This is a genomic window from Lysobacter enzymogenes (assembly GCF_017355525.1).
Classification (GTDB): domain Bacteria; phylum Pseudomonadota; class Gammaproteobacteria; order Xanthomonadales; family Xanthomonadaceae; genus Lysobacter; species Lysobacter enzymogenes_C.
The window spans coordinates 1,102,542-1,122,962 of sequence record NZ_CP067395.1 but is presented as its reverse complement, the minus strand read 5'-3'; the positions used below and the strand labels follow the sequence as shown (position 1 = coordinate 1,122,962).

General features: G+C 67.9%; 3 protein-coding genes. All 3 read left to right on the top strand.

The annotated features are described in order from the left end of the window. Positions 1–64: 64 nt before the first annotated feature. The 3 genes from JHW38_RS04425 (at position 65) to JHW38_RS04385 (ending at position 20,416) form a co-directional block, all read left to right on the top strand. Positions 65–6,484, top strand: coding sequence for a non-ribosomal peptide synthetase (locus tag JHW38_RS04425; protein WP_207524810.1), 6,420 nt, complete (start codon positions 65–67; stop codon positions 6,482–6,484). Between the two features lie 146 nt (positions 6,485–6,630). Further along, on the top strand, positions 6,631–19,437 hold the full coding sequence (locus JHW38_RS25405; protein WP_242691354.1) for a non-ribosomal peptide synthetase: 12,807 nt from the start codon (positions 6,631–6,633) through the stop codon (positions 19,435–19,437). Between the two features lie 97 nt (positions 19,438–19,534). Then, positions 19,535–20,416, top strand: a complete 882-nt coding sequence (locus JHW38_RS04385) for a hypothetical protein (RefSeq protein ID WP_207524809.1) — start codon at positions 19,535–19,537, stop codon at positions 20,414–20,416. The last annotated feature ends 5 nt before the right edge of the window (positions 20,417–20,421 follow it).

The window sequence follows — 20,421 nt, the reverse complement described above, 5'->3', positions numbered from 1 at the left end:
AGCGTTCGCACGCATGCGGCTTGCCGCATGGCGGCGTGCGTTCGGACAAAGGATGTTCTTGCACATGCTCAAAAGTTCGTGGGCGTTGTTTCACGATTCCGCACCGTCCGATACCGCGAGTGGAACCGGCATTGCCGTCTCCGCGCAGCAAGCAGGCATCTGGCTGCACAGCCAGCTCGGCAACGAGCGCGACCTCTACAACCTGGTCTACACCCGCCGCTTCGAGCGCCCGCTCGACGATGCCGCGGCGCGCCGGGCCGTCGCCGAAATCGTCCGTCGCCACGCCGCGTTGCGCGTGCGCTTTCGCGTCGTCGACGGTGTGTTGAAGCAGGAACTCGTCGCCGACGCCACGGTTCCGTGGACGCATGCGAGGCTGGACGGCCTGGACGAGGCGCAGCAGCGCGCCTGCATTGACCAAGCGCATGCGCAGGAGCAGCCGTTCGATCTGGCCGAAGGTCCGTTGCTGCGGTTCGAACACCTGGAACTGAGCGGCCGGTACAGCGTGCTGGTGCTCGCGGTGCATCACATCTGCTTCGACGCGCTGTCGATGACGGTGTTCGAACGCGAGTTCGACGCGCTGTACGCGGCGTACGCGGCGGGCCTGCCGTGCGATCTGCCGACGCCGGCGATGAGCTATTTCGACTATTGCCGCGCGCAGCAGTCGCAGGTCGCCGGACAGGCGTTCCAGCGCCAGTTGGAGTACTGGCGCGACCGCCTCGACGGCCTGCCGGCGGTGCACAGCCTGCCGGTCGATGCGTCGCGGCGCGAGACCTACGGCCATCGCGGCAAGGTGCATTCGGCGACGCTGGATGCGGACGTGTCGCGGCGGATCAAGGCGCTGTCGGCGTCGTTCAACGCGTCCTTGTTCAGCGTGATCCACGCGCTGTTCGCGCTGCTGATCGCGCGCCACGGCAACACTGCGGACGTGGTCGTCGGCGTGCCGTTCGCCAAGCGCTCCGGCGCCGACGGCAGCGGCGCCGCGCTGGAAGACCTGATCGGACAGTTCGCCGACCCGGTGGTGCTGCGGTTGGACTGCCGGCCGTCGCTGAGCTTCGCCGAACTGGTGGCCGCCGCGCGCGAAACCAGCCTGGAGTCCTTGCTCAACGCCGACGTGCCGTTCGCATCGCTGGTCAACGAACTGCACAGGGACCGCAGCGGCCGCGCGCCGCCGTTGTTCCAGATCATGTTGAACATGGTCGACGGCGCGATGCACGGCGACGGCGAGGCCGGCGGCGGATTCGAGGTGGTGGCCGGCGATCAGGCCAAGTACGACCTGACCCTGTACGTGGCCGAGCGCGGCGACGAGCGCATCGAATTCCATTTCAACTACAACGCCGATCTGTTCGAGGCGGAGTGGATCGGCGGCCTGCAGCGGCATCTGTTCAACCTCGCCGAATCCGCCGCGGCGGCGCCGGATCGGAACATCTATGCGCTGGCGATGCTCGGCGCCGAAGAACAGGCGCAGTTGCTGGCGCTGGGGCAGGGCGAGGCCGCCGAACCGGCGCCGTTCCAGCCGTTGATCGCGCGTTTCGAAGCCCAGGCGCAGCGCACTCCCGATCGGGTCGCCGCGGTCGACGAGCACGAATCGGCGACCTTCGCCGAGCTCGCCGCACGCGTCGAACGCATCGCCGCGGCCGTGCGCGCGGCGTGCCCGCAGGCGCAGCGCGGCGAATTCCTGGTGGCGCTGCACGGTCCGCGCGGCGTGGCGACGGTCGCGTCGATGCTGGGCGTGCTGAAGGCCGGCGGCGCCTTCGTCTGCCTGGATGCGGAAGCCTCGCTGGCGCGCAATCGCGCGATCCTGGAGGACGCCCGGCCCGCGTTGCTGCTGTGCGCCGATCCCGCGGCTTGGCGCGAAGCCTTGCCGGAACCCACGGCGCTGCTCGATCTGGCCGAGGCGTTGGCGTTCGAACCGACGGCCGCGGACGCGGGCCGCGAAGTCCGCGCCGACGAACTGATGTACGTGGTCTACACCTCCGGTTCCACCGGCCGCCCCAAGGGCGTCATGGTCGAGCACCGCCAGTTCGCCGGCTTCGTGCCGGGCTTCGCCCAGCAATGCAGGGCGCTTGGTGTGGAATCGCCCGACAGTTGGCTGATCAACCACGCGTTCACCTTCGACCCCGCGCTGATCGGTCTGGCGCTGCTGTGCGCCGGCACACGCGTGGTGATCCTCTCTGCCGGGCAGATGCAGGAGCCGGCCGAGATCCTGCGGCTGATCGAACGCTACGAGGTGCCCATCTTCAAGACCTCGCCGTCGCTGGCGGTGGCCTTGATCGACGGCATCGCGCGGGCCGGGCACGCGCCGCACCTGATCGTCGGCGGCGACGACACCTCCGCGCACGCGCTCGAACGGCTGAGCCATTACTGCGCGCGTTTCGGCCGCAAGGCGCTGAATGCTTACGGGCCTACCGAAACCACGGTCAACTGCGCCTTCGACGTGATCGACGGCAAGGTGACGCTCGGCCGGCCGATGCCCGGCTGCGCCGCGTACGTGCTCGGCGAGGGTCGCTCGCTGCTGCCGCGCGGCAGCGTCGGCGAGCTCTACATCGGCGGCGATTGCGTCGCCCGCGGTTATCTCGGCATGGAGTCGCTGACCCGCGAGGCGTTCGTAGACAGTCCGTTCCCGGCATCCGAGCGCGGCCGGTTGTATCGCACCGGCGATTTCGTGCGCTGGCTGGACGACGGGCGCCTGCAGTTCGTCGGACGCCGCGACACCCAGGTCAAGGTGCGCGGCTATCGGGTCGAGGCCGGCGAAGTCGAGCACGCGATCCTGGCGACGGGCCTGGTCCGCGACGTGCGGGTGATGTTCGAGCCGCAGGCGCAGCAGTTGCTCGCGTTCGCGATCGTCGATGCGCAGGCCGGCGCCGGCGAAGGCGCGCAGGCCGATCCGGCGCTGATCGAGCGCGTGCGGCTCGCGCTTCACGAACGTCTGCCTGCGTACATGCATCCGGCGCGCTACGCCTGCCTGCACGCGTGGCCGAGCACCCGCCACGGCAAGCTCGACCGCCACGCATTGATGAATCTGCCCGCGGTCGCCGCCATCGCCGATGCCGGCCGCGCGCCTGTCGGCGAACTGGAGCTCAAGCTGGCGGAGGCGTGGTCTTCGCTGCTCAACGTGCCGCTTTCGTCGATCGGCGCGGACAGCTGTTTCTTCAAGCTCGGCGGCCATTCGCTGATCGCGATCCAGCTGACCAGCCGGCTGTACCAATCGCTCGGCTGCATGTTGCAGGTGCGCGATGTGCTCGAACATTCGCGCTTCGCGGATCTGGCCGAGCGGATCCGCTCGCCGCTGGCGCGCGCCGGTGCGGTGCCGATCGCCACCGTGTCCGCGCCATCGGCGGATGGTGCGGCGCGGTTCCCGGCGTCCTACAGCCAGAACAAGTTCTGGCTCGTGGACAACCTCAGCGAAAGCGGCAAGCGGTTCAACGTGGTGATGCGCATCGAGCTGCCGCGCGATTGCGATCCTGGCCTGGTCCGGCAGGCGCTGGACGCGGTGGTGGCACGCCATGAGGCGCTGCGGACCACGTTCGAGCATGCCGAGAGCTTGTGGCAGGTCGTGCACGAACGCGGCCAGTGCGGCTTGGGCGTGGTCGACCTGCGCGGCTGCGACGCGGACGAGCGCGCGCGCCGCCTGGACGACGTGCTGGCGGCCGAGGACGCGCTGGTTCGCGACCTGCGCACCGGTCCCTTGATCGGCGCGACGCTGGTCCAGCTGCCGGAGTGCGGCGCGCTGCTGGTCAATCTGCATCACATCGTCTGCGACGCCTGGTCGAACGAGCAACTGGCGCAGGAACTGCGTGCGGCCTATGCCGCGCTGGCGCAGGGACGGCCGGTCGATCTGCCCGCGTTGCCGATCCAGTACCGCGATTATTCGGCCTGGCAGCACGCGGCCCTGCAGCAGCGCTTGCCTGTCCTGGAAGCGTACTGGACCCAGCGCCTGGACGGCCTGCCGCTGGTGCATGGCCTGCCGCTGGATTTCGCCCGTCCGGCCAGCCCGAGTTCGGTCGGCGCGTTCCATTCGCACCGCATCGATCCGGCCTTGCACAAGGCGCTGTCGACGCTGTTCCTGAACCACAAGGCGACGCTGTTCGTCGGCTTGCAGGCGCTGTTTTCTGCGTTCCTGGCGCGCTGGTCCGGCCAGGACGATATCGTCCTGGGCACCGCCACGGCCAACCGCGACCACCCCGACACGCGCCACCTGATCGGCGCGCTGGTGGACACCGGCGTGGTGCGCAACGAGGTGCGCGAAGATCGGTCGTTCGTCGATCACCTGCAAGCGGTGCGCGAGCAGACCCTGGACGACCAGGCGCACTTCGACATGCCGTTCGAAGCGCTGGTGCGCACCCTCAATCCGGAGCGCAACGGCGGCTACAGTCCGCTGTTCCAGTTGGTGCTGAACCTGATTTATTCGGACAACGACATCGTCGGGTTCGAAGGCGGCGAGTCGGGCGTGGGCGGCGGTCAGACGATCAACGTCAACTACGATCTGACTCTGTACGCGAAGCCTTCCGAGCAGGGGCTGGAGTTGACGTGGTGCTATGCCGCGGATCTGTTCAAGCCGTCGACCATCGCGCGGATGGCGTCCAGCCTGGAGACGCTGCTGGCTGCGGTGGTCGCCGATCCGGCGCAGCGGCTGGGGGCGTTGCCGTTGGTGAACGGGTCGGATCGCGAAGGGTTGGCTGCGTTGGCGCAGGGGCCGGCGCTGCAGCGCGAGACGGTTCTGGTGCCCGCGTTGATCGAGCGGCATGCGCTGGAGCGCGGCGACAAGGTCGCGCTGTCGCTGGAAGACGAAACGCTGAGCTTCGCGGAGCTGGATGCGCGCGCGAACCAGATCGCGCGATTGCTTGCGACGTCGGGTGTGCAGGCGGGCGATCGCGTCGGCGTCTGCCAGGAGCGGACGCTGGACATGCTGGCGAGCGTCATCGGCACGATGAAGGCGGGGGCGGTGTACGTGCCGCTGGATCCGGGCTATCCGGACGAGCGCCTGGCGTATTTGCTGAGCGATGCCGGGATCGGTCATGTGCTGACCGAAGCGTATCTGGCGCCGCAGCTGCCGTTGAGCGCGCAGCGTGTGGTGCTGGTTTCCGACGCCGATGAGCAGGACGCGACCGCGTTCGCCAGTCCGGTAAAAGCCGAATCGCCCGCGTACATGATCTATACGTCCGGTTCGACCGGTCAGCCCAAGGGCGTAGTGGTGAGCCATGGCGCGTTGGCCGACAAGCTGGCGGCGTTGGCCCAGAATTACGGGCTCGATGAGACGGATCGCTGCCTGCTGTTCGCCTCGACCAGCTTCGATGCCTCGATCAGCCAGTTGCTGACGACGCTGAGCGTTGGCGGCAGCGTGGCGCTGCGTCCGGATGGCGTTACCGAGCCGGAGGCGCTGCTGGCTTACGTCGCGGCGCAAGACGTGACCTGGATGCATGTGGTACCGGCGTATCTGCGCCAGTTGCTGGAAGTGCCGGGCTGGTCCGACACAAAGCTGCGCCGCGTGAGCAGCGGCGGCGACGTCCTTGACCGCGGCCTGCAACAAGCGTGGTTCGTTCCGGAGCGCTCGGGCATCGCGCTGTACAACTCCTACGGCCCGACCGAAGTCACCATCACCAGCAGCGTCCATCGCGTGCGTGGCGACGAAGCCGTGGTGCCGATTGGTCGGCCGCTGGCCAACACCCGCTACTGGGTGCTGGACGAGCAGGGCCATGCGACGCCACGGGGCGCCGTCGGCGAACTGTGCATCGGCGGCAGCAGTCTGGCCGACGGTTATTGGGGGCGCGACCAGCAGACCCGCGAACGCTTCGTCGAGCTGGAGCCGGTTCCGGGCCAGCGCGAGCGGCTGTATCGCAGCGGCGACCGCGCCCGCTGGAACGAACTCGGCGAGCTGGAGTTCGTCGGTCGCAACGATCATCAGGTCAAGGTCCGCGGCTACCGTATCGAACTCGGCGAAATCGAGGCCGCGCTGCAAGCCTGCGATGGCGTCACAGGCGCCGTCGTCAAGGTCGAGCAGGACAGCCTGTGGGCCTACGTTTCGCTGAGTTCCGGCGATCTGGCTAACGTCGAAGCGCAACTGTCCTCGCGCTTGCCGAGCTACCTGCTCCCGGGCGGCTACGAACGTATGGACGAATGGCCGCTGACCCGCAGCGGCAAAGTCGACCGCAACGCCCTGGTCCGCGGCCATGCCTCGGCACCGAAGCGTCGCGCGCCCGGCAACGAGGTCGAGACCTCGTTGCTGGAGATCTGGTCGACGCTGCTGAAGACCGACGATATCGGCGTGACCGACAACTTCTTCCAACGCGGCGGCCACTCGCTGCTGGCGACCCGCCTGGCGAGCCAGATCCGCCGCCGTTTCGAAGTCGACTTCACCCTCAAGAGCCTGTTCGAGCTGCCCAGCATCGAAGAGCAGGCCGTGTTCATCGACGTGCTCAAGGACAAGGCCGCTGCCAGCGAACGCAGCGAGCAAGGAACGGAAGCCGTGGAGGAGTTCTCGCTGTGAAGCTCGCCGACATACTCGCGCTGTGCAAGCAAGAAGGGATCGAGTTGGCGGTCAAGGACGGCGCATTGCGCGTCACCGCCACCCGCAATCGGGTCTCCGACGAGATCAAGGCGCTGCTCAAGGCCAACAAGCTGTTGCTGATCGCCATGCTGGGGCAGGGCGGAGCGGCGGACTATCGCGACGAGGACATCGTCGCCGATCCGGCGCTGCTGCTTTCGCCGCAGGCGACTTCGTTCGCCCAGCGCCGCATCTGGCTGGAATCGACGCTGTCGGACGACAAGGCCATCTACAACACGCGCGTGGCCGGCCGCATCCGCGGCGAACTGTCGCTGGACGCGCTGGAAGCGGCGTTCACCGCCATCGTCGCGCGTCACGCCATTCTGCGCACGGTGTATCTGGCCGATGAAGGCGAGCCGTTGCAGAAGGTTCTGCCGGCGGCGCAGGTGCGCGTATCGCTGAGCGACCACCGCGGCCTCGACGCCGATGCGCAGGCCGCGGCGCTGCGCGCCCTCGTCGACCGCGAGATGCTGCATCCGTTCGACCTGGGGCGCGATCCGCCGCTGCGCGTGCATTTGCTCGAGTTCGCCGACGATCATCACGAGTTGGTGATCACGATCCACCATATCGCTACCGACGGCTGGTCCACCGGTGTGCTGCTGCGCGAGCTGGATGCGCTGTACGGCGCGCGCCTGCGCGGCGAGCCCGATCCGCTGCCCGACCTGCCGATCCAGTACGTCGACTACGCCGTCTGGCAGCGCGCGCGCCTGTCCGGGCGTTCGCTGGAAACGCTGCTCGATTACTGGCGCGAACGCCTGGACGGCGTCGCCGCGGTTCACGGCCTGCCTCTGGATTTCGAGCGTCCGCAGCGCCAAGGCCACGCCGGCGGCGTGCACCTCCAGCGCCTGGATGCTGCGTCCGCGGCGGGTCTGGCCGCGCTGTCGTCTTCGTTGAACACCAGCGCCTTCGTGGTGTTGCAGTCGCTGTTCGCCTTGCTGATTTCGCGCTACAGCGGCAACCACGATGTACTGATGGGGTCGGCCAACGCCAGCCGCGTCGAAGCCGCGGTGCAGCCGTTGCTGGGCTGCTTCTTGAACAACCTGGTGTTGCGCGCGGACCTGAGCGTCGATCAGCCGGTTTCGCGGTTCCTGTGCGATCAACAGCGCCGTTTCATCGCGGACTTCGAACATCAGCACGTGCCGTTCGAGTTGCTGGTGGAGCAAGTCAATCCCGAGCGGTCGCTGGCGCACCATCCGCTCGTGCAGATCATGTTCACCTACGAGAACGGTTCGACGTCCGACGGCGAAACCGGGGCGCTGGGGTTGCAGCGCCACGAGCTGGAGTACGACGTCAGCAAATTCGATCTTTCGCTTCACGCCGGACCGGTCGGCGACGGCATCGAGATCGCATGGGGGTATTCGGTCGAACTGTTCAAGCCGGAAACGATCGCGCGCATGGCGGCGGGGTTGCGCAGCCTGTTGGCCGGGGTGCTGGCGGATCCGGAACGCAAGCTCAGTTCTTTGGCGTTGACCGATGACGGTGCGTTGGCCGAACTGGCCGTTCTGGCGCAGGGGCCCGCGCTGGAGCGCGAGGCGGTGCTGGTGCCTGCGCTGATCGAGCGGCACGCGGCCGGGCGCGGCGACAAGGTCGCGCTGTCGCTGGAAGACGAAACGCTGAGCTTCGCGGAGCTGGATGCGCGCGCGAACCAGATCGCGCGGTTGCTTGCTGTGTCGGGTGTTCAAGCGGGCGACCGCGTCGGCGTCTGCCAGGAGCGGTCGCTGGACATGTTGGCCAGCGTGATCGGCACGATGAAGGCGGGGGCGGTGTACGTGCCGCTGGATCCGGGCTATCCGGACGAGCGTTTGGCGTATTTGCTGAGCGATGCCGGGATCGGTCATGTGCTGACCGAGGCGTATCTGGCGCCGCAACTGCCGTTGAACGGGCAGCGCGTGGTGTTGGTGTCGGATGCCGACGAGCAGGACGCGACGGCGTTCGCTAGTCCGGTAACCGGCGAATCGCCCGCCTACATGATCTACACCTCCGGTTCGACCGGGCAGCCGAAGGGCGTGGTGGTGAGCCATGGTGCGTTGGCCGATAAATTGGCGGCGTTGGCCCAAAACTATGATTTGGACGAGACGGATCGCAGCCTGCTGTTCGCCTCGACCAGCTTCGATGCCTCGATCAGCCAGTTGCTGACGACGCTGAGCGTCGGCGGCAGCGTGGCGCTGCGTCCGGATGGCGTTACCGAGCCGGAGGCGCTGCTGGCTTACGTCGCGGCGCAAGGCGTGACCTGGATGCATGTGGTGCCGGCGTATCTGCGCCAGTTGCTGGAAGTGCCGGGCTGGTCCGACACAAAGCTGCGCCGCGTGAGCAGCGGCGGCGACGTCCTTGACCGAGGCCTGCAACAAGCGTGGTTCGTACCGGAGCGCTCGGGCATCGCGCTGTACAACTCGTACGGCCCGACCGAAATCACCATCACCAGCAGCGTCCACCGCGTACGCGGCGACGAGGCCGTGGTGCCGATCGGCCGGCCGCTGGCCAACACCCGTTACTGGGTGCTGGACGAGCAGGGCCGCGCGTTGCCGCGCGGCGCCGTCGGCGAACTGTGCATCGGCGGCAGCAGTCTGGCCGACGGTTATTGGGGGCGCGACCAGCAGACCCACGAACGTTTCGTCGAGCTGGAGCCGATTCCGGGCCAGCGCGAGCGGCTGTATCGCAGCGGCGACCGCGCCCGCTGGAACGAACTCGGCGAGCTGGAGTTCGTCGGCCGCAACGATCATCAAGTGAAGGTCCGCGGTTACCGCATCGAGCTCGGCGAGATCGAAACTGCGCTGCAAGCTTGCGATGGAGTCACCGGCGCGGTCGTCAAGGTCGAGCAAGACAGCCTGTGGGCCTATGTTTCGCTGAGTTCCAGCGATCTGGCTCGCGTCGAAGCGGACCTGTCCTCGCGCTTGCCGGGCTATCTGCTGCCGGGCGGTTACGAACAAGTGGACGAATGGCCGCTGACGCGCAGCGGCAAGATCGACCGCCGCGCTCTGGTCCGCGGCCAGGCCGCGGCGCCTAAGCGTCGCGAACCCGGCAACGAAACCGAATCCGCGTTGCTGGAGATCTGGTCGGCGCTGCTGAAGACCGACGACATCGGCGTGACCGAAAACTTCTTCCAACGCGGCGGCCACTCGTTGCTGGCGACCCGTCTGGCCAGCCAGATCCGCCGCCGTTTTGAAGTGGACTTCACTCTCAAGAGCCTGTTCGAACTGCCCAGCATCGAGGAACAGGCCGGCCTGATCCTCGCGCAGAAGGCGAACTCCGCCACGCAGGAAGCCACGGTGCAGGCTCCGCATCTGCCTGCGATCGTGCCGCTGTCTACCGACGAGCCGGTCGAACTGTCCTACGCCCAGAGCCGGCTGTGGATTCTGTCGGAACTGGAGAACGCCAGTTCCGCCTACAACTCGCCGCAGACCATCGCCATCGATGGCGAACTGGATGCGGCGGCGCTGGAGCGCGCGATCGGCGCGCTGGTAGAGCGCCATACGATTCTGCGCACGGTGATCCGCCAGGGCGAGTCCGGACCGGTGCAGTCGATCCTGCCGGCGCCGGTGTTCCGTTTGACGCGCGAAGATGTAAGCGGTCTGGCCGAACGCGAACAGGACGAAGCAATCGCGGCGATCGCGCGAGACAGCGCGGCCGCGCCGTTCGACCTGAGCCAAGACCTGATGCTGCGCGGCTGCCTGGTGCGCTGCGCGGCGGAACGTCACGTGCTGGTGCTGACCCTGCATCACATCGTCTGCGACGGCTGGTCGATGGCCGTGCTGACGCGCGAATTGAACGCGCTGTATGCGGTGGCGGCCGAAAACGGCGTCGACGTCCGTGCGCCGCTGTCGATTCAGTATCGCGACTACGCCCATTGGCAGCGTCAGTGGCTGCAAGGCCCGGCGCTGGATGAGACCCGCGATTACTGGCTGCGGCGTCTGAGCGGGCTGCCGCAAGTGCATCAACTGCCGCTGGACCGGCCGCGACCGGTCCAACCCAGCTATCGCGGCGCGGTCCACCGCCAGGAATTGCCGGCCGACTTGAAGCAAGCCCTGGAATCGCTGTCGCAGCGCCAGCGCACCACGCTGTTCATGACGGTGCAAAGCGCGTTCGCGGTGCTGCTGAGCCGCTTCAGCGGCGAGGGCGACATCGTCGTCGGCACCGCGATCGCCAACCGCGAGCAGCCGGAACTGGCCGAGCTGATCGGCTTGTTCGCCAACACCTTGGTGCTGCGTACGCAGGTCGCCGCCGAGCAGCCGTTCGTCGAGTTGCTGGAGCGCTCGCGGCAGCAGTTGCTGGCCGACTTCGCCCACCAGCACATGCCGTTCGAGCTGCTGGTGGAGGCGCTGAACCCGGCGCGTCAGCTCAGCCACAATCCGCTGTTCCAGATCATGCTGCTGTGGCAGAACAACGAGCGCGCCGCGCTGGATCTGGGCGAAGGGTTGCAGTTCTCGGATTACCCGCTGGAACGCGCGGTCAGCAAGTTCGATCTGACGCTGACGGTGCAGGAAGCCGACGACGGCGGTTTGTGGCTGTCGTGGCGCTATGCCAGCGACCTGTTCGATGAAATCAGCGTTCGAGCCTGGGCGGACAGCTTCGCGTGCCTGCTGGAAGGCGTCGCGGCCGATCCGGGCCAGCGTGTCGGCAAGCTGCCGGCGATGAACGAAGACGCTCGTAAGACCGTGCTGGGTTGGCATCGTCGCGACGCCGGCGCCGCGCCGGCTCCGGCATGCTTGCACCAGAATTTCGAACGCCAGGCCGCGGCCACGCCCGATGCCATCGCGCTGGCGAGCGGCGATCGATCGTGGACCTACGCGTCCCTGAACGCCCGCGCCAACGCGGTGGCGCGTCGCTTGCGCGAGCAAGGCGCGGGCATCGGCAGCGTGGTCGGCGTCTGCGCCGAACGCCATGGCGATCTGGTCGCCGCGCTGCTGGGCACGCTCAAGGCCGGTGCCGCGTATCTGCCGCTGGATCCGGCCTATCCGGCCGAACGCCTGCAGTACATGGTGAACGACAGCGGTGCGCGCTGGTTGGTCGGCGATCGCGCTTGCCTGGATGCGTGGAGCGATTCCGACATTGCGCTGCTGACATTGGAGACTGTCGAAACGGCGGCGGCCGACGCGCAGAACTTCGATGCGGGCGCAACCCCGGCCGATCTGGCTTATGTGATCTACACATCCGGCTCGACCGGCCGTCCGAAGGGCGTGACCATCGGCCATGCCGCGGCCACCCAGTTCCTCGCCAGCGCGCACGAAGCTTTGGCGACGGGCGATGATGTCCCGTATCGCTGGCTGGCGGTAACGCCGGTCTCGTTCGACATCTCGGTGCTGGAACTGTTCCTGCCGCTATCGCAAGGCGGCACGGTCATCCTGGCCGACCGCGCCGCGACCCAGGACGGCAACGCCCTGGCCGCGCTGATCGACACCCAAGCCATCACCGCGCTGCAAGCCACGCCGGTGACGTGGAAGCTGCTGCGCGAAGTCGGCTGGCAAGGCCATGCAGGCTTGAAGGCCCTGGTCGGCGGCGAACTCGTTGCCGAATCGCTGGGCCACTGGCTGGCCAGCCTCAGCGCGGGCGCGTGGAACTGCTACGGCCCGACCGAAGCGACGGTGTGGACGCACATGAAGCCGTTCGCCCGCGACGGCCGTTTGACCGGCACGGTCTCGGACCTCGGCGGCCGCTTGCGCCACGTCGACCAGCAAGTGGTCGGCCTGGATGGGGAACCGGCGCCGATCGGCGGCGTAGGCGAACTGTGGCTCGGCGGCCAAGCTTTGGCCGCCGGCTACTGGAATCGCGACGAACTGACCGCGGAACGCTTTGTCGACCGCGATCTGCTCGACGGCCCGCGCCGCTGGTACCGCACCGGCGACTGGGTGCAGCTGCGCCACGACGGCGAGCTGCGCTACCTGGGCCGTATCGACCAGCAGATCAAGCTGCGCGGCCACCGCATCGAGCTCGGGGAAATCGAGCAGTGCCTGCACGGACTGAGCGATATCGCCGACGCCGTGGTCGATGTGTACCGCCCCGGCGACGGCCGCGAGCCGCAACTGGCCGCCTACGTCGTGCTGCAAGCGGGCGCGAACGCGCCGGCCGAAGACGCCTGGCGCAGCCACCTGGCAGCGCATTTGCCGGACTACATGCACCCGGCCAGCCTGACCGTGCTCGACGCGCTGCCGCTGAGCGCCAACGGCAAGATCGACCGCAAGGCGCTGCCGGCGCCGCAGCTCGGAGCGGCCGACGAGCATGCCGAAGCGACCAGCGACAACGAGCGCTTGCTTGCGGACTTGTGGTCGCAACTGCTGGGCCTGGAAAACGTCAGCGTCGCCGCGAACTTCTTCCAGCTCGGCGGCCATTCGCTGCTGGCCGCGCGCCTCATCAACCGCCTGGCCGAGCAAGGCATCTCGCTCGAGCTCAAGCAGATCTTTCTGCACCCGACCATCCGCGCCCTGGCCGCGCAGCTGGGGCAGGCCAGCGCTCAGCCGGTCGCGCCGCCGCTGCCGGTGCGTTCGCCGGAAACCGCCCGCCGCGGCGCGGTGCGCACGCTGGCCTCGTTTGCGCAGACGCGCCTGTGGTTCCTCGAACGGTTGCGCCCGGTGCCCGGCGCGTACCACATCAACACCTTGTTGAAGCTCGACGAAGCGCTGGACTTGGCCGCGTTCAATGCGGCGATCTCGCAGTTGGTCCAGCGCCATGCCGCACTGCGCACGCGTTTCGAGTACAGCGACGACACGCTGTATCAGGTCGTGCGTCCCGCGCTCGCGCCGATGGTCGCGCTGTTCGATCTCAGCAGCGTGGCCGGGCCGGAACTCGCGCCGCGCCTGCGCGCGCTGTGCGACGAACAGAAGTACCGGGCGATCGATCTGACCCGCGACAGCCCCTTGCAGTTGTCGGTAATCAAGGCCGGCGCGGAACAGTGGTACGTATTCCTGACGTTCCATCACATCGTCAGCGACGGTTGGTCGGTCGACCTGTTCGTGCGCGAGCTGCAGCATTTGTACGTCTGCCATCGCGACGGCGTGGAAGACTCGCTGGCCGAGCCGGAAAGCGGCTATCAGGACTACAGCGACTGGCAGCGCGACTGGCTGCAGGGCGAACCCCTGAAACAGCTGATGACGTACTGGACGCAGCGCCTCGACGGCGCGCCGTCCGAGCACCGGCTGCCGCTCGACCGCCCGCGCCCGGCGCTGCCGAGTTTCGACGGCGCCATCCATCGCGAGATTCTGGATGCGGCGACCACCGCGCGGTTCAAATCGTTCCTGAGCGGCCAGGATGCGTCGCTGTTCGTCGGCCTGAAGGCGCTGTTCTGCGCGTTGCTGGCGCGCTACAGCGGCGAGAAGGACATCGTGATCGGAACCGCGGTCGCCAACCGTCCGCACCGTGCGCTGGAGCAGGTGGTCGGTTTCTTCGCCAATACCTTGGTGATGCGCCAGCGCATGCGCGAGCGCCAGGACTTCCGCAGCCTGCTGCGCGAGGCGCGCGACGCCTTCCTGGCCGATCACGAACACCAGCAGCTGCCGTTCGAACTGCTGGTGGATGCGCTCAAGCCCGAGCGCAAGCTCGCGGCGAATCCGCTGTTCCAGATCATGCTGGTGCTGCAGAACCTCGAATCGCCGACGTCCGGCGCCGACGCCGAGGCGGACGGCTTCGTCGCCCAGGACCAGGATCGCGGCTCGAGCCAGTTCGACCTGACCCTGGCGGTGCGCGAGCACGAAGGCACGCTGGTGTTCGCCTGGCGTTACGCCACCGAACTGTTCGACGGCGAGCGCATCGCCGAGCTGGCCGGCGCGCTGCTGCGCCTGATCGGGCAGGCGCTGACCGATCCCGATGGCGATGTGCATGCCTTGCCGATTCTCAGCGAAACGGAAATCGCGCGGCAGACTTCGGACTGCAACCGCACCGGGCGCACGTTCGCGGACGGCGAGCGGCGCGTGCACGAACTGGTGGAGCGCTGGGCGGCGTCGACGCCCGAGGCCACGGCGGTGGTCGCCGGCGCCGCGCGATTGAGCTACGGCGAACTCGACCGCCGCGCCGACAGTGTCGCGGCGCAGTTGCGCGCGGCCGGCGTCGGCGCGGGCGAGCGGGTCGGCCTGCTGATTGCGCCGTCGCTGGAGTCGGCGGTGGCGATGCTGGCGGTCCTCAAGGCCGGCGGTGCGTACGTGCCGCTGGATCCGTCGTATCCGCCGGACCGGCTGCGCCACATGGCGGCTGAGGCGGGCATCGCCCATTTGCTGATCCGTCGCGGCAACGCCGGCGTTGCGTCCGCATGGTCGGATACCGACGAGTGGATCGCGATCGAGGTCGACGCCACCGCGCCGTTCGAGCCGGCGCCGCCGGTTCCGGTCGTCGCGGACGCGGTGTCCAGCGAGCAAGCGCCGGCCTACGCCATCTACACCTCCGGTTCGACCGGACGGCCCAAGGGCGTGCTCCTGCATCACCGCGGGCTGGTCAATCACGTGCTGTCGCAGCGCGAGCTGTTCGCGGTCGGCGCCGAAAGCCGCATCCTGCAATACGCGGCGATGAGCTTCGACGTGGCCGCCTGCGAGACCTTCCTGGCGCTGTGCAGCGGCGCCGAGCTGCATATCGTCGACGAGCCGCTGAAGACCCAGCCGCTGGCGCTGGCGCGCTATGTCGAAACCGCCGGCATCACCCATCTGATGCTGATTCCCTCGGTGCTGGCGCTGCTGCCGCCCGAGCGCTTGCGCGGCGTGCGATCCATCATCGTCGGCGGCGAGACGATCCGCGCCGAGCAGGCCGAGGCGTGGTCGCGGCATAATCGCCTGTTCAACGCCTACGGCCCCACCGAAGCGACGATCTGCGCGGTCGCTGAGGAATATCTGGGGCAGGGCGTGGCCATCGGCCATCCGATCGACAACATGGCCGCCTACCTGCTCGACGGCAACGGCAGAGTGGTGCCGCAGGGCGTGCCGGGCGAGCTCTACCTCGGCGGCGTGGGCCTGGCCCTGCGCTATCTGAATCAACCGGCGTTGACCGCCGAGCGTTTCGTAGAACACCGTTTCGAAACCGGCGCGGTGCAGCGGCTGTACCGCACCGGCGATCTGGCGCGGCGGCGCGGGGATGGGCGCATCGAGTTCCTCGGTCGCCTCGACGATCAGGTGAAGGTGCGCGGCCATCGCGTCGAGACCGATGAAATCTCCGCCTGCATCGGCGAGCTCGCAGGGGTTCGCGAAGCCGTGGCGCACGCTCTGGCGTTGGCCGGCGACGAGAAATCGCTGGTCGCCTATGTCGTGCCCGCGCAGCCGCTGGACGAGGACGGATGGGCGCGCCTGAGCGCGGGTCTGCACGATGCGCTGGCGGCGCGACTGCCGGCCTATATGCTGCCGTCCGCATACGTGCGGATGGCGCGACTGCCTACGCTGGAAAACGGCAAGGTCGACCGCGGCGCGTTGCCGAAGCCGCAGACGCTGGCAACGGTCGCGGCACAAGCGCAGCCGCCGAACACCGCTACCGAAGTCGCGCTGTGCGAGGCCTTGTCCCAGGTGCTGGGCCGCGAGCAAGCGGACGTGGCCGGAAATTTCTTCCAGCTCGGCGGCAATTCGATTCTGGCGATGAAGCTGGTGGCGCGGATCGAGACCGTGTTCGGCGTCGCGCTGCCGCTGTCGGTGCTGTTCGAGGCGCGCACGATCCGGCAGCTCGCCGCGGATATCGACGAGCGCCGCGGTTCGGTCGCGGAGCGTTCGCGCCCGGCTATCGAGGCCGCGCCCGGATCGGAGTCCGGCGCGCCTTTGTCGTACCAGCAACTGCGGATCTGGTTCTTGTCCGAGATGGAAGACCGGTCGGGTGCGTACAACGCCAGCTGGAGCCTGGCCGTCGACGGCGAACTGGACGTCGCCGCGTTGGAGCGGGCGTTCGCGATGCTGATCGAACGGCATGCGGCGCTGCGCAGCGTGGTTCGCGCAGGCGAATCCGGCCCGGTTCAATCGGCCTTGCCGGCGCCGCAGTTCCGTTTGTTGCGCAGCGACGTGAGCGGCCTGAGCGGAAACGCGCAGGACCAAGCCATCGCGGCGATCGCGCACGACAGCGCCGGCACGCCGTTCGATCTGAGCCAGGACCTGATGCTGCGCGGTTGCCTGGTGCGGCGCGCGGCGGACCGCCACGTGCTGGTATTGACCTTGCACCACATCGCTTGCGATGGCTGGTCCAAGGCGGTGTTGACGCGGGAACTGAACGCGTTGTACGCGGCGGCTGCGATCGGTGGTGGCGACACTCGGGCGCCATTGCCGATCCAGTATCGCGATTACGCTCAGTGGCAGCGACAGTGGCTGCAGGGGCCTGCGCTCGAAGAAGCCAGGGATTACTGGTTGCAGCGACTGGGCGGCTTGCCGCAGGTGCATCAATTGCCGCTGGACCGTCCGCGGCCGGTGCAGCCGAGTTACCGCGGCGCCCTGTATCGCCAGGAACTGCCGGCGAAGCTCAAGCAGGCGCTGGAATCGCTGTCGCAGCGCCAGCGCACCACGCTGTTCATGACGGTGCAAAGCGCGTTCGCGGTGCTGCTGAGCCGCTTCAGCGGCGAGGGCGACATCGTCGTCGGCACCGCGATCGCCAACCGCGAGCAGCCGGAACTGGCCGAGCTGATCGGCTTGTTCGCCAACACCTTGGTGCTGCGCACCCAGGTCGCCGCCGAGCAACCGTTCGTCGAGTTGCTGGAGCGCTCGCGGCAGCAGTTGCTGGCCGACTTCGCCCACCAGCACATGCCGTTCGAACTGCTGGTGGAGGCGCTGAACCCGGCGCGTCAGCTCAGCCACAATCCGCTGTTCCAGATCATGCTGCTGTGGCAGAACAACGAGCGCGCCGCGCTGGATCTGGGCGAGGGGTTGCGGTTCTCCGACTACCCGCTGGAACGCGCGGTCAGCAAGTTCGATCTGACGCTGACGGTGCAGGAGGCCGACGACGGCGGTTTGTGGCTGTCGTGGCGCTATGCCAGCGACCTGTTCGATGAAGTCAGCGTTCGAGCCTGGGCCAACAGCTTCGCGTGCCTGCTCGAAGGCATCGCGGCCGATCCCGCGCGGCGCGTCGGCCAACTGCCGGTAATGGGCGAGGACGAGAAAAACACCGTCTTGGGCTGGCATCGCCACGATGCCCAGCACGAGGCGATCGCGACATGCGTGCATCGGAACTTCGAGCGACAGGCGGCACAAACGCCCGATGCGGTCGCGCTTGTCGGCGGCGATGCGGCGTGGACGTATGCGACCCTCAACGCCCGTGCCAACGCGGTGGCGCGTCGCCTGCGCGAGCAAGGCGCGGGCGTCGGCAGCGTGGTCGGCGTCTGCGCCGAACGCCACGCCGACCTGGTCGCGGCGCTGTTGGGCACGCTCAAGGCCGGTGCCGCGTATCTGCCGTTGGATCCGGCTTATCCGGCGGAGCGTTTGCATTACATGGTCGGCGACAGCGGCGCGCGTTGGCTGCTCGGCGATCGCGTCTGCCTGGACGCGTGGGCCGAAGCCGATATCGTGCGCTTGCCGCTCGACGCCATCGAAACCGTCGATGGCGACGCAGCCAACACCGACGTCGGCGTCGCGCCCGCCGATCTGGCTTATGTGATCTATACCTCCGGTTCGACCGGCCGCCCGAAGGGTGTGATGATCGGGCACAGCGCGGCGACCCGGTTCCTGGCCAGCGCGCACGAAGCGCTGGCGACGGGCGACGATGTCCCGTATCGCTGGCTGGCGGTAACGCCGGTGTCGTTCGACATCTCGGTGCTGGAACTGTTCTTGCCGCTGTCGCAAGGCGGTGCCGTGGTCCTGGCCGACCGCGCCGCGACCCAGGACGGCAACGCCCTGGCCGCGCTGATCGACACCCAATCCATCACCGCGCTGCAAGCCACGCCGGTGACGTGGAAGCTGCTGCGCGAAGTCGGCTGGCAAGGCCATGCAGGCTTGAAGGCCTTGGTCGGCGGCGAACTCGTTGCCGAATCGCTGGGCCACTGGCTGGCCAGCGTCAGCGCGGGCGCGTGGAACTGCTACGGTCCGACCGAAGCGACGGTGTGGACGCACATGAAGCCGTTCGCCCGCGACGGCCGTTTGACCGGCACGGTCTCGGACCTCGGCGGCCGCTTGCGCCACGTCGACCAGCAAGTGGTCGGCCTGGACGGCGAACCGGCGCCGATCGGTGGCGTAGGCGAACTGTGGCTCGGCGGCAAGGCTTTGGCCGCCGGCTACTGGAATCGCGACGAACTGACCGCGGAACGCTTCGTCGAACGCGACCTGCTCGACGGCCCGCGTCGCTGGTACCGCACCGGCGACTGGGTGCAGCTGCGCCACGACGGCGAACTGCGCTACCTGGGCCGTATCGATCAGCAGATCAAGCTGCGCGGCCACCGCATCGAGCTCGGGGAAATCGAGCAGTGCCTGCACGGGTTGAGCGCGATCGCCGATGCCGTGGTCGATGTGTATCGGCCCGGGGAAGGCCGCGAACCGCAACTGGTCGCCTACGCCGTGCTGCAAGCGGGTGCGGACGCGCCGGCCGACGACGCCTGGCGCAGCCACCTGGCCGCGCAGTTGCCGGACTACATGCACCCGGCCAGCCTGACCGTACTCGACGCGCTGCCGCTGACCGCCAACGGCAAGATCGACCGCAAGGCGCTGCCGGCGCCGCAGCAGACCGCAGCGGCGGCGTACGTGGCGCCCGCCAACGACATCGAACGCCAGCTGGCCCAGCTGTGGTCGCAGCTGCTGGGCGTGGAGACGGTCAGCGTCACCGCGAACTTCTTCCAGCTCGGCGGCCACTCGCTGCTCGCCACGCGCCTGGTCGCGCAACTCGCCGAATCGCTGCATGCGCGCGTGCCGATCCGCGCGGTGTTCGAGCAGCCGACGGTGCGCGGGCTGGCCGAATGGATCGAAGTGGGGCGGATGGTGGCCGAACTCGACCACAGCGCGGCTCGCAGCGTCAGCGACGAGTTGGTGATCTAGTCGAACGCAGTACCAGGGGACGGCTTCGCCACAACGAAGCCGGCCGGGCCGCGCGCCCGGTACGGGGTAGTCATTACAGGGAAAGGTGGGGACTGAGATGAAGCTGGGGTTTTCCGAGGAGTTCGTCGGCAAGGTCATTGCCGAAATCACGCCGTTCCAGCATCTGTCGGGAACGGAGCACGTCGCGCCCTTGTTGTATCAGCTGATCCGGATGCTCAAACCGCAGACCGTGGTCGAGTTCGGCAGCGGCTACACCACGCCGTACATCCTGCAGGCGCTGAAGGACAACGAGGACGACTTCAAGCTCAACCAGAAGCTGCTGAAGAATCGGGTGATCAAGCACTTCGCCAAGCTCTCGCAGGCCGAGCGCGCCGGCATGACGCCCGACGACTGGCTGCTGGACCCGACCACGCAGGAGGTTTACGGGCAAGAACCGGTGGTGCCGATTCCCTCGTTCTACGCCCGCAGCTACCGGCCGCGTCTGTTCACCTTCGAAGTGCTGCCGAGCGACGACGCCTATGTCAGCAAGCTCTCGCGCCTGGTCGCCGACCTGAAGCTCGACGGTTACTTCACGCTCTCGGCCGGCTGCCGCGTCGCCGACTACGTCAAGCTGGTGCCGCAGGAACGCCTGCCGATCGATTTCGCCTGGAACGACTTCGGCAACAAGAAGCGTTTCTACGACGAAACCTACGCCCATGTGCGCGGCGACGGCGGAATCATGGCGTTCCACAACACCACCAGCAGCGAGAAGGACCACAAGGAAGACCTGGACCGGGTGTTCGATGCGCTGCGTCCGCAGCTGCAGTCGCGCCAAGCCGAGCTGCTGACCTTCCTGGAGCCGCACAAGTTCACCCAGCGCAGCCTGACGGTGGTGCGCAAGCTCACCGAGTTCAAGGAGGAGTTCTTCCACGACATGACGGAGGAATACGACCGCAGCCTGCTCAAGCTCTCGCGCAGCCGCAGCGACATCCTGGCCTGATCGCA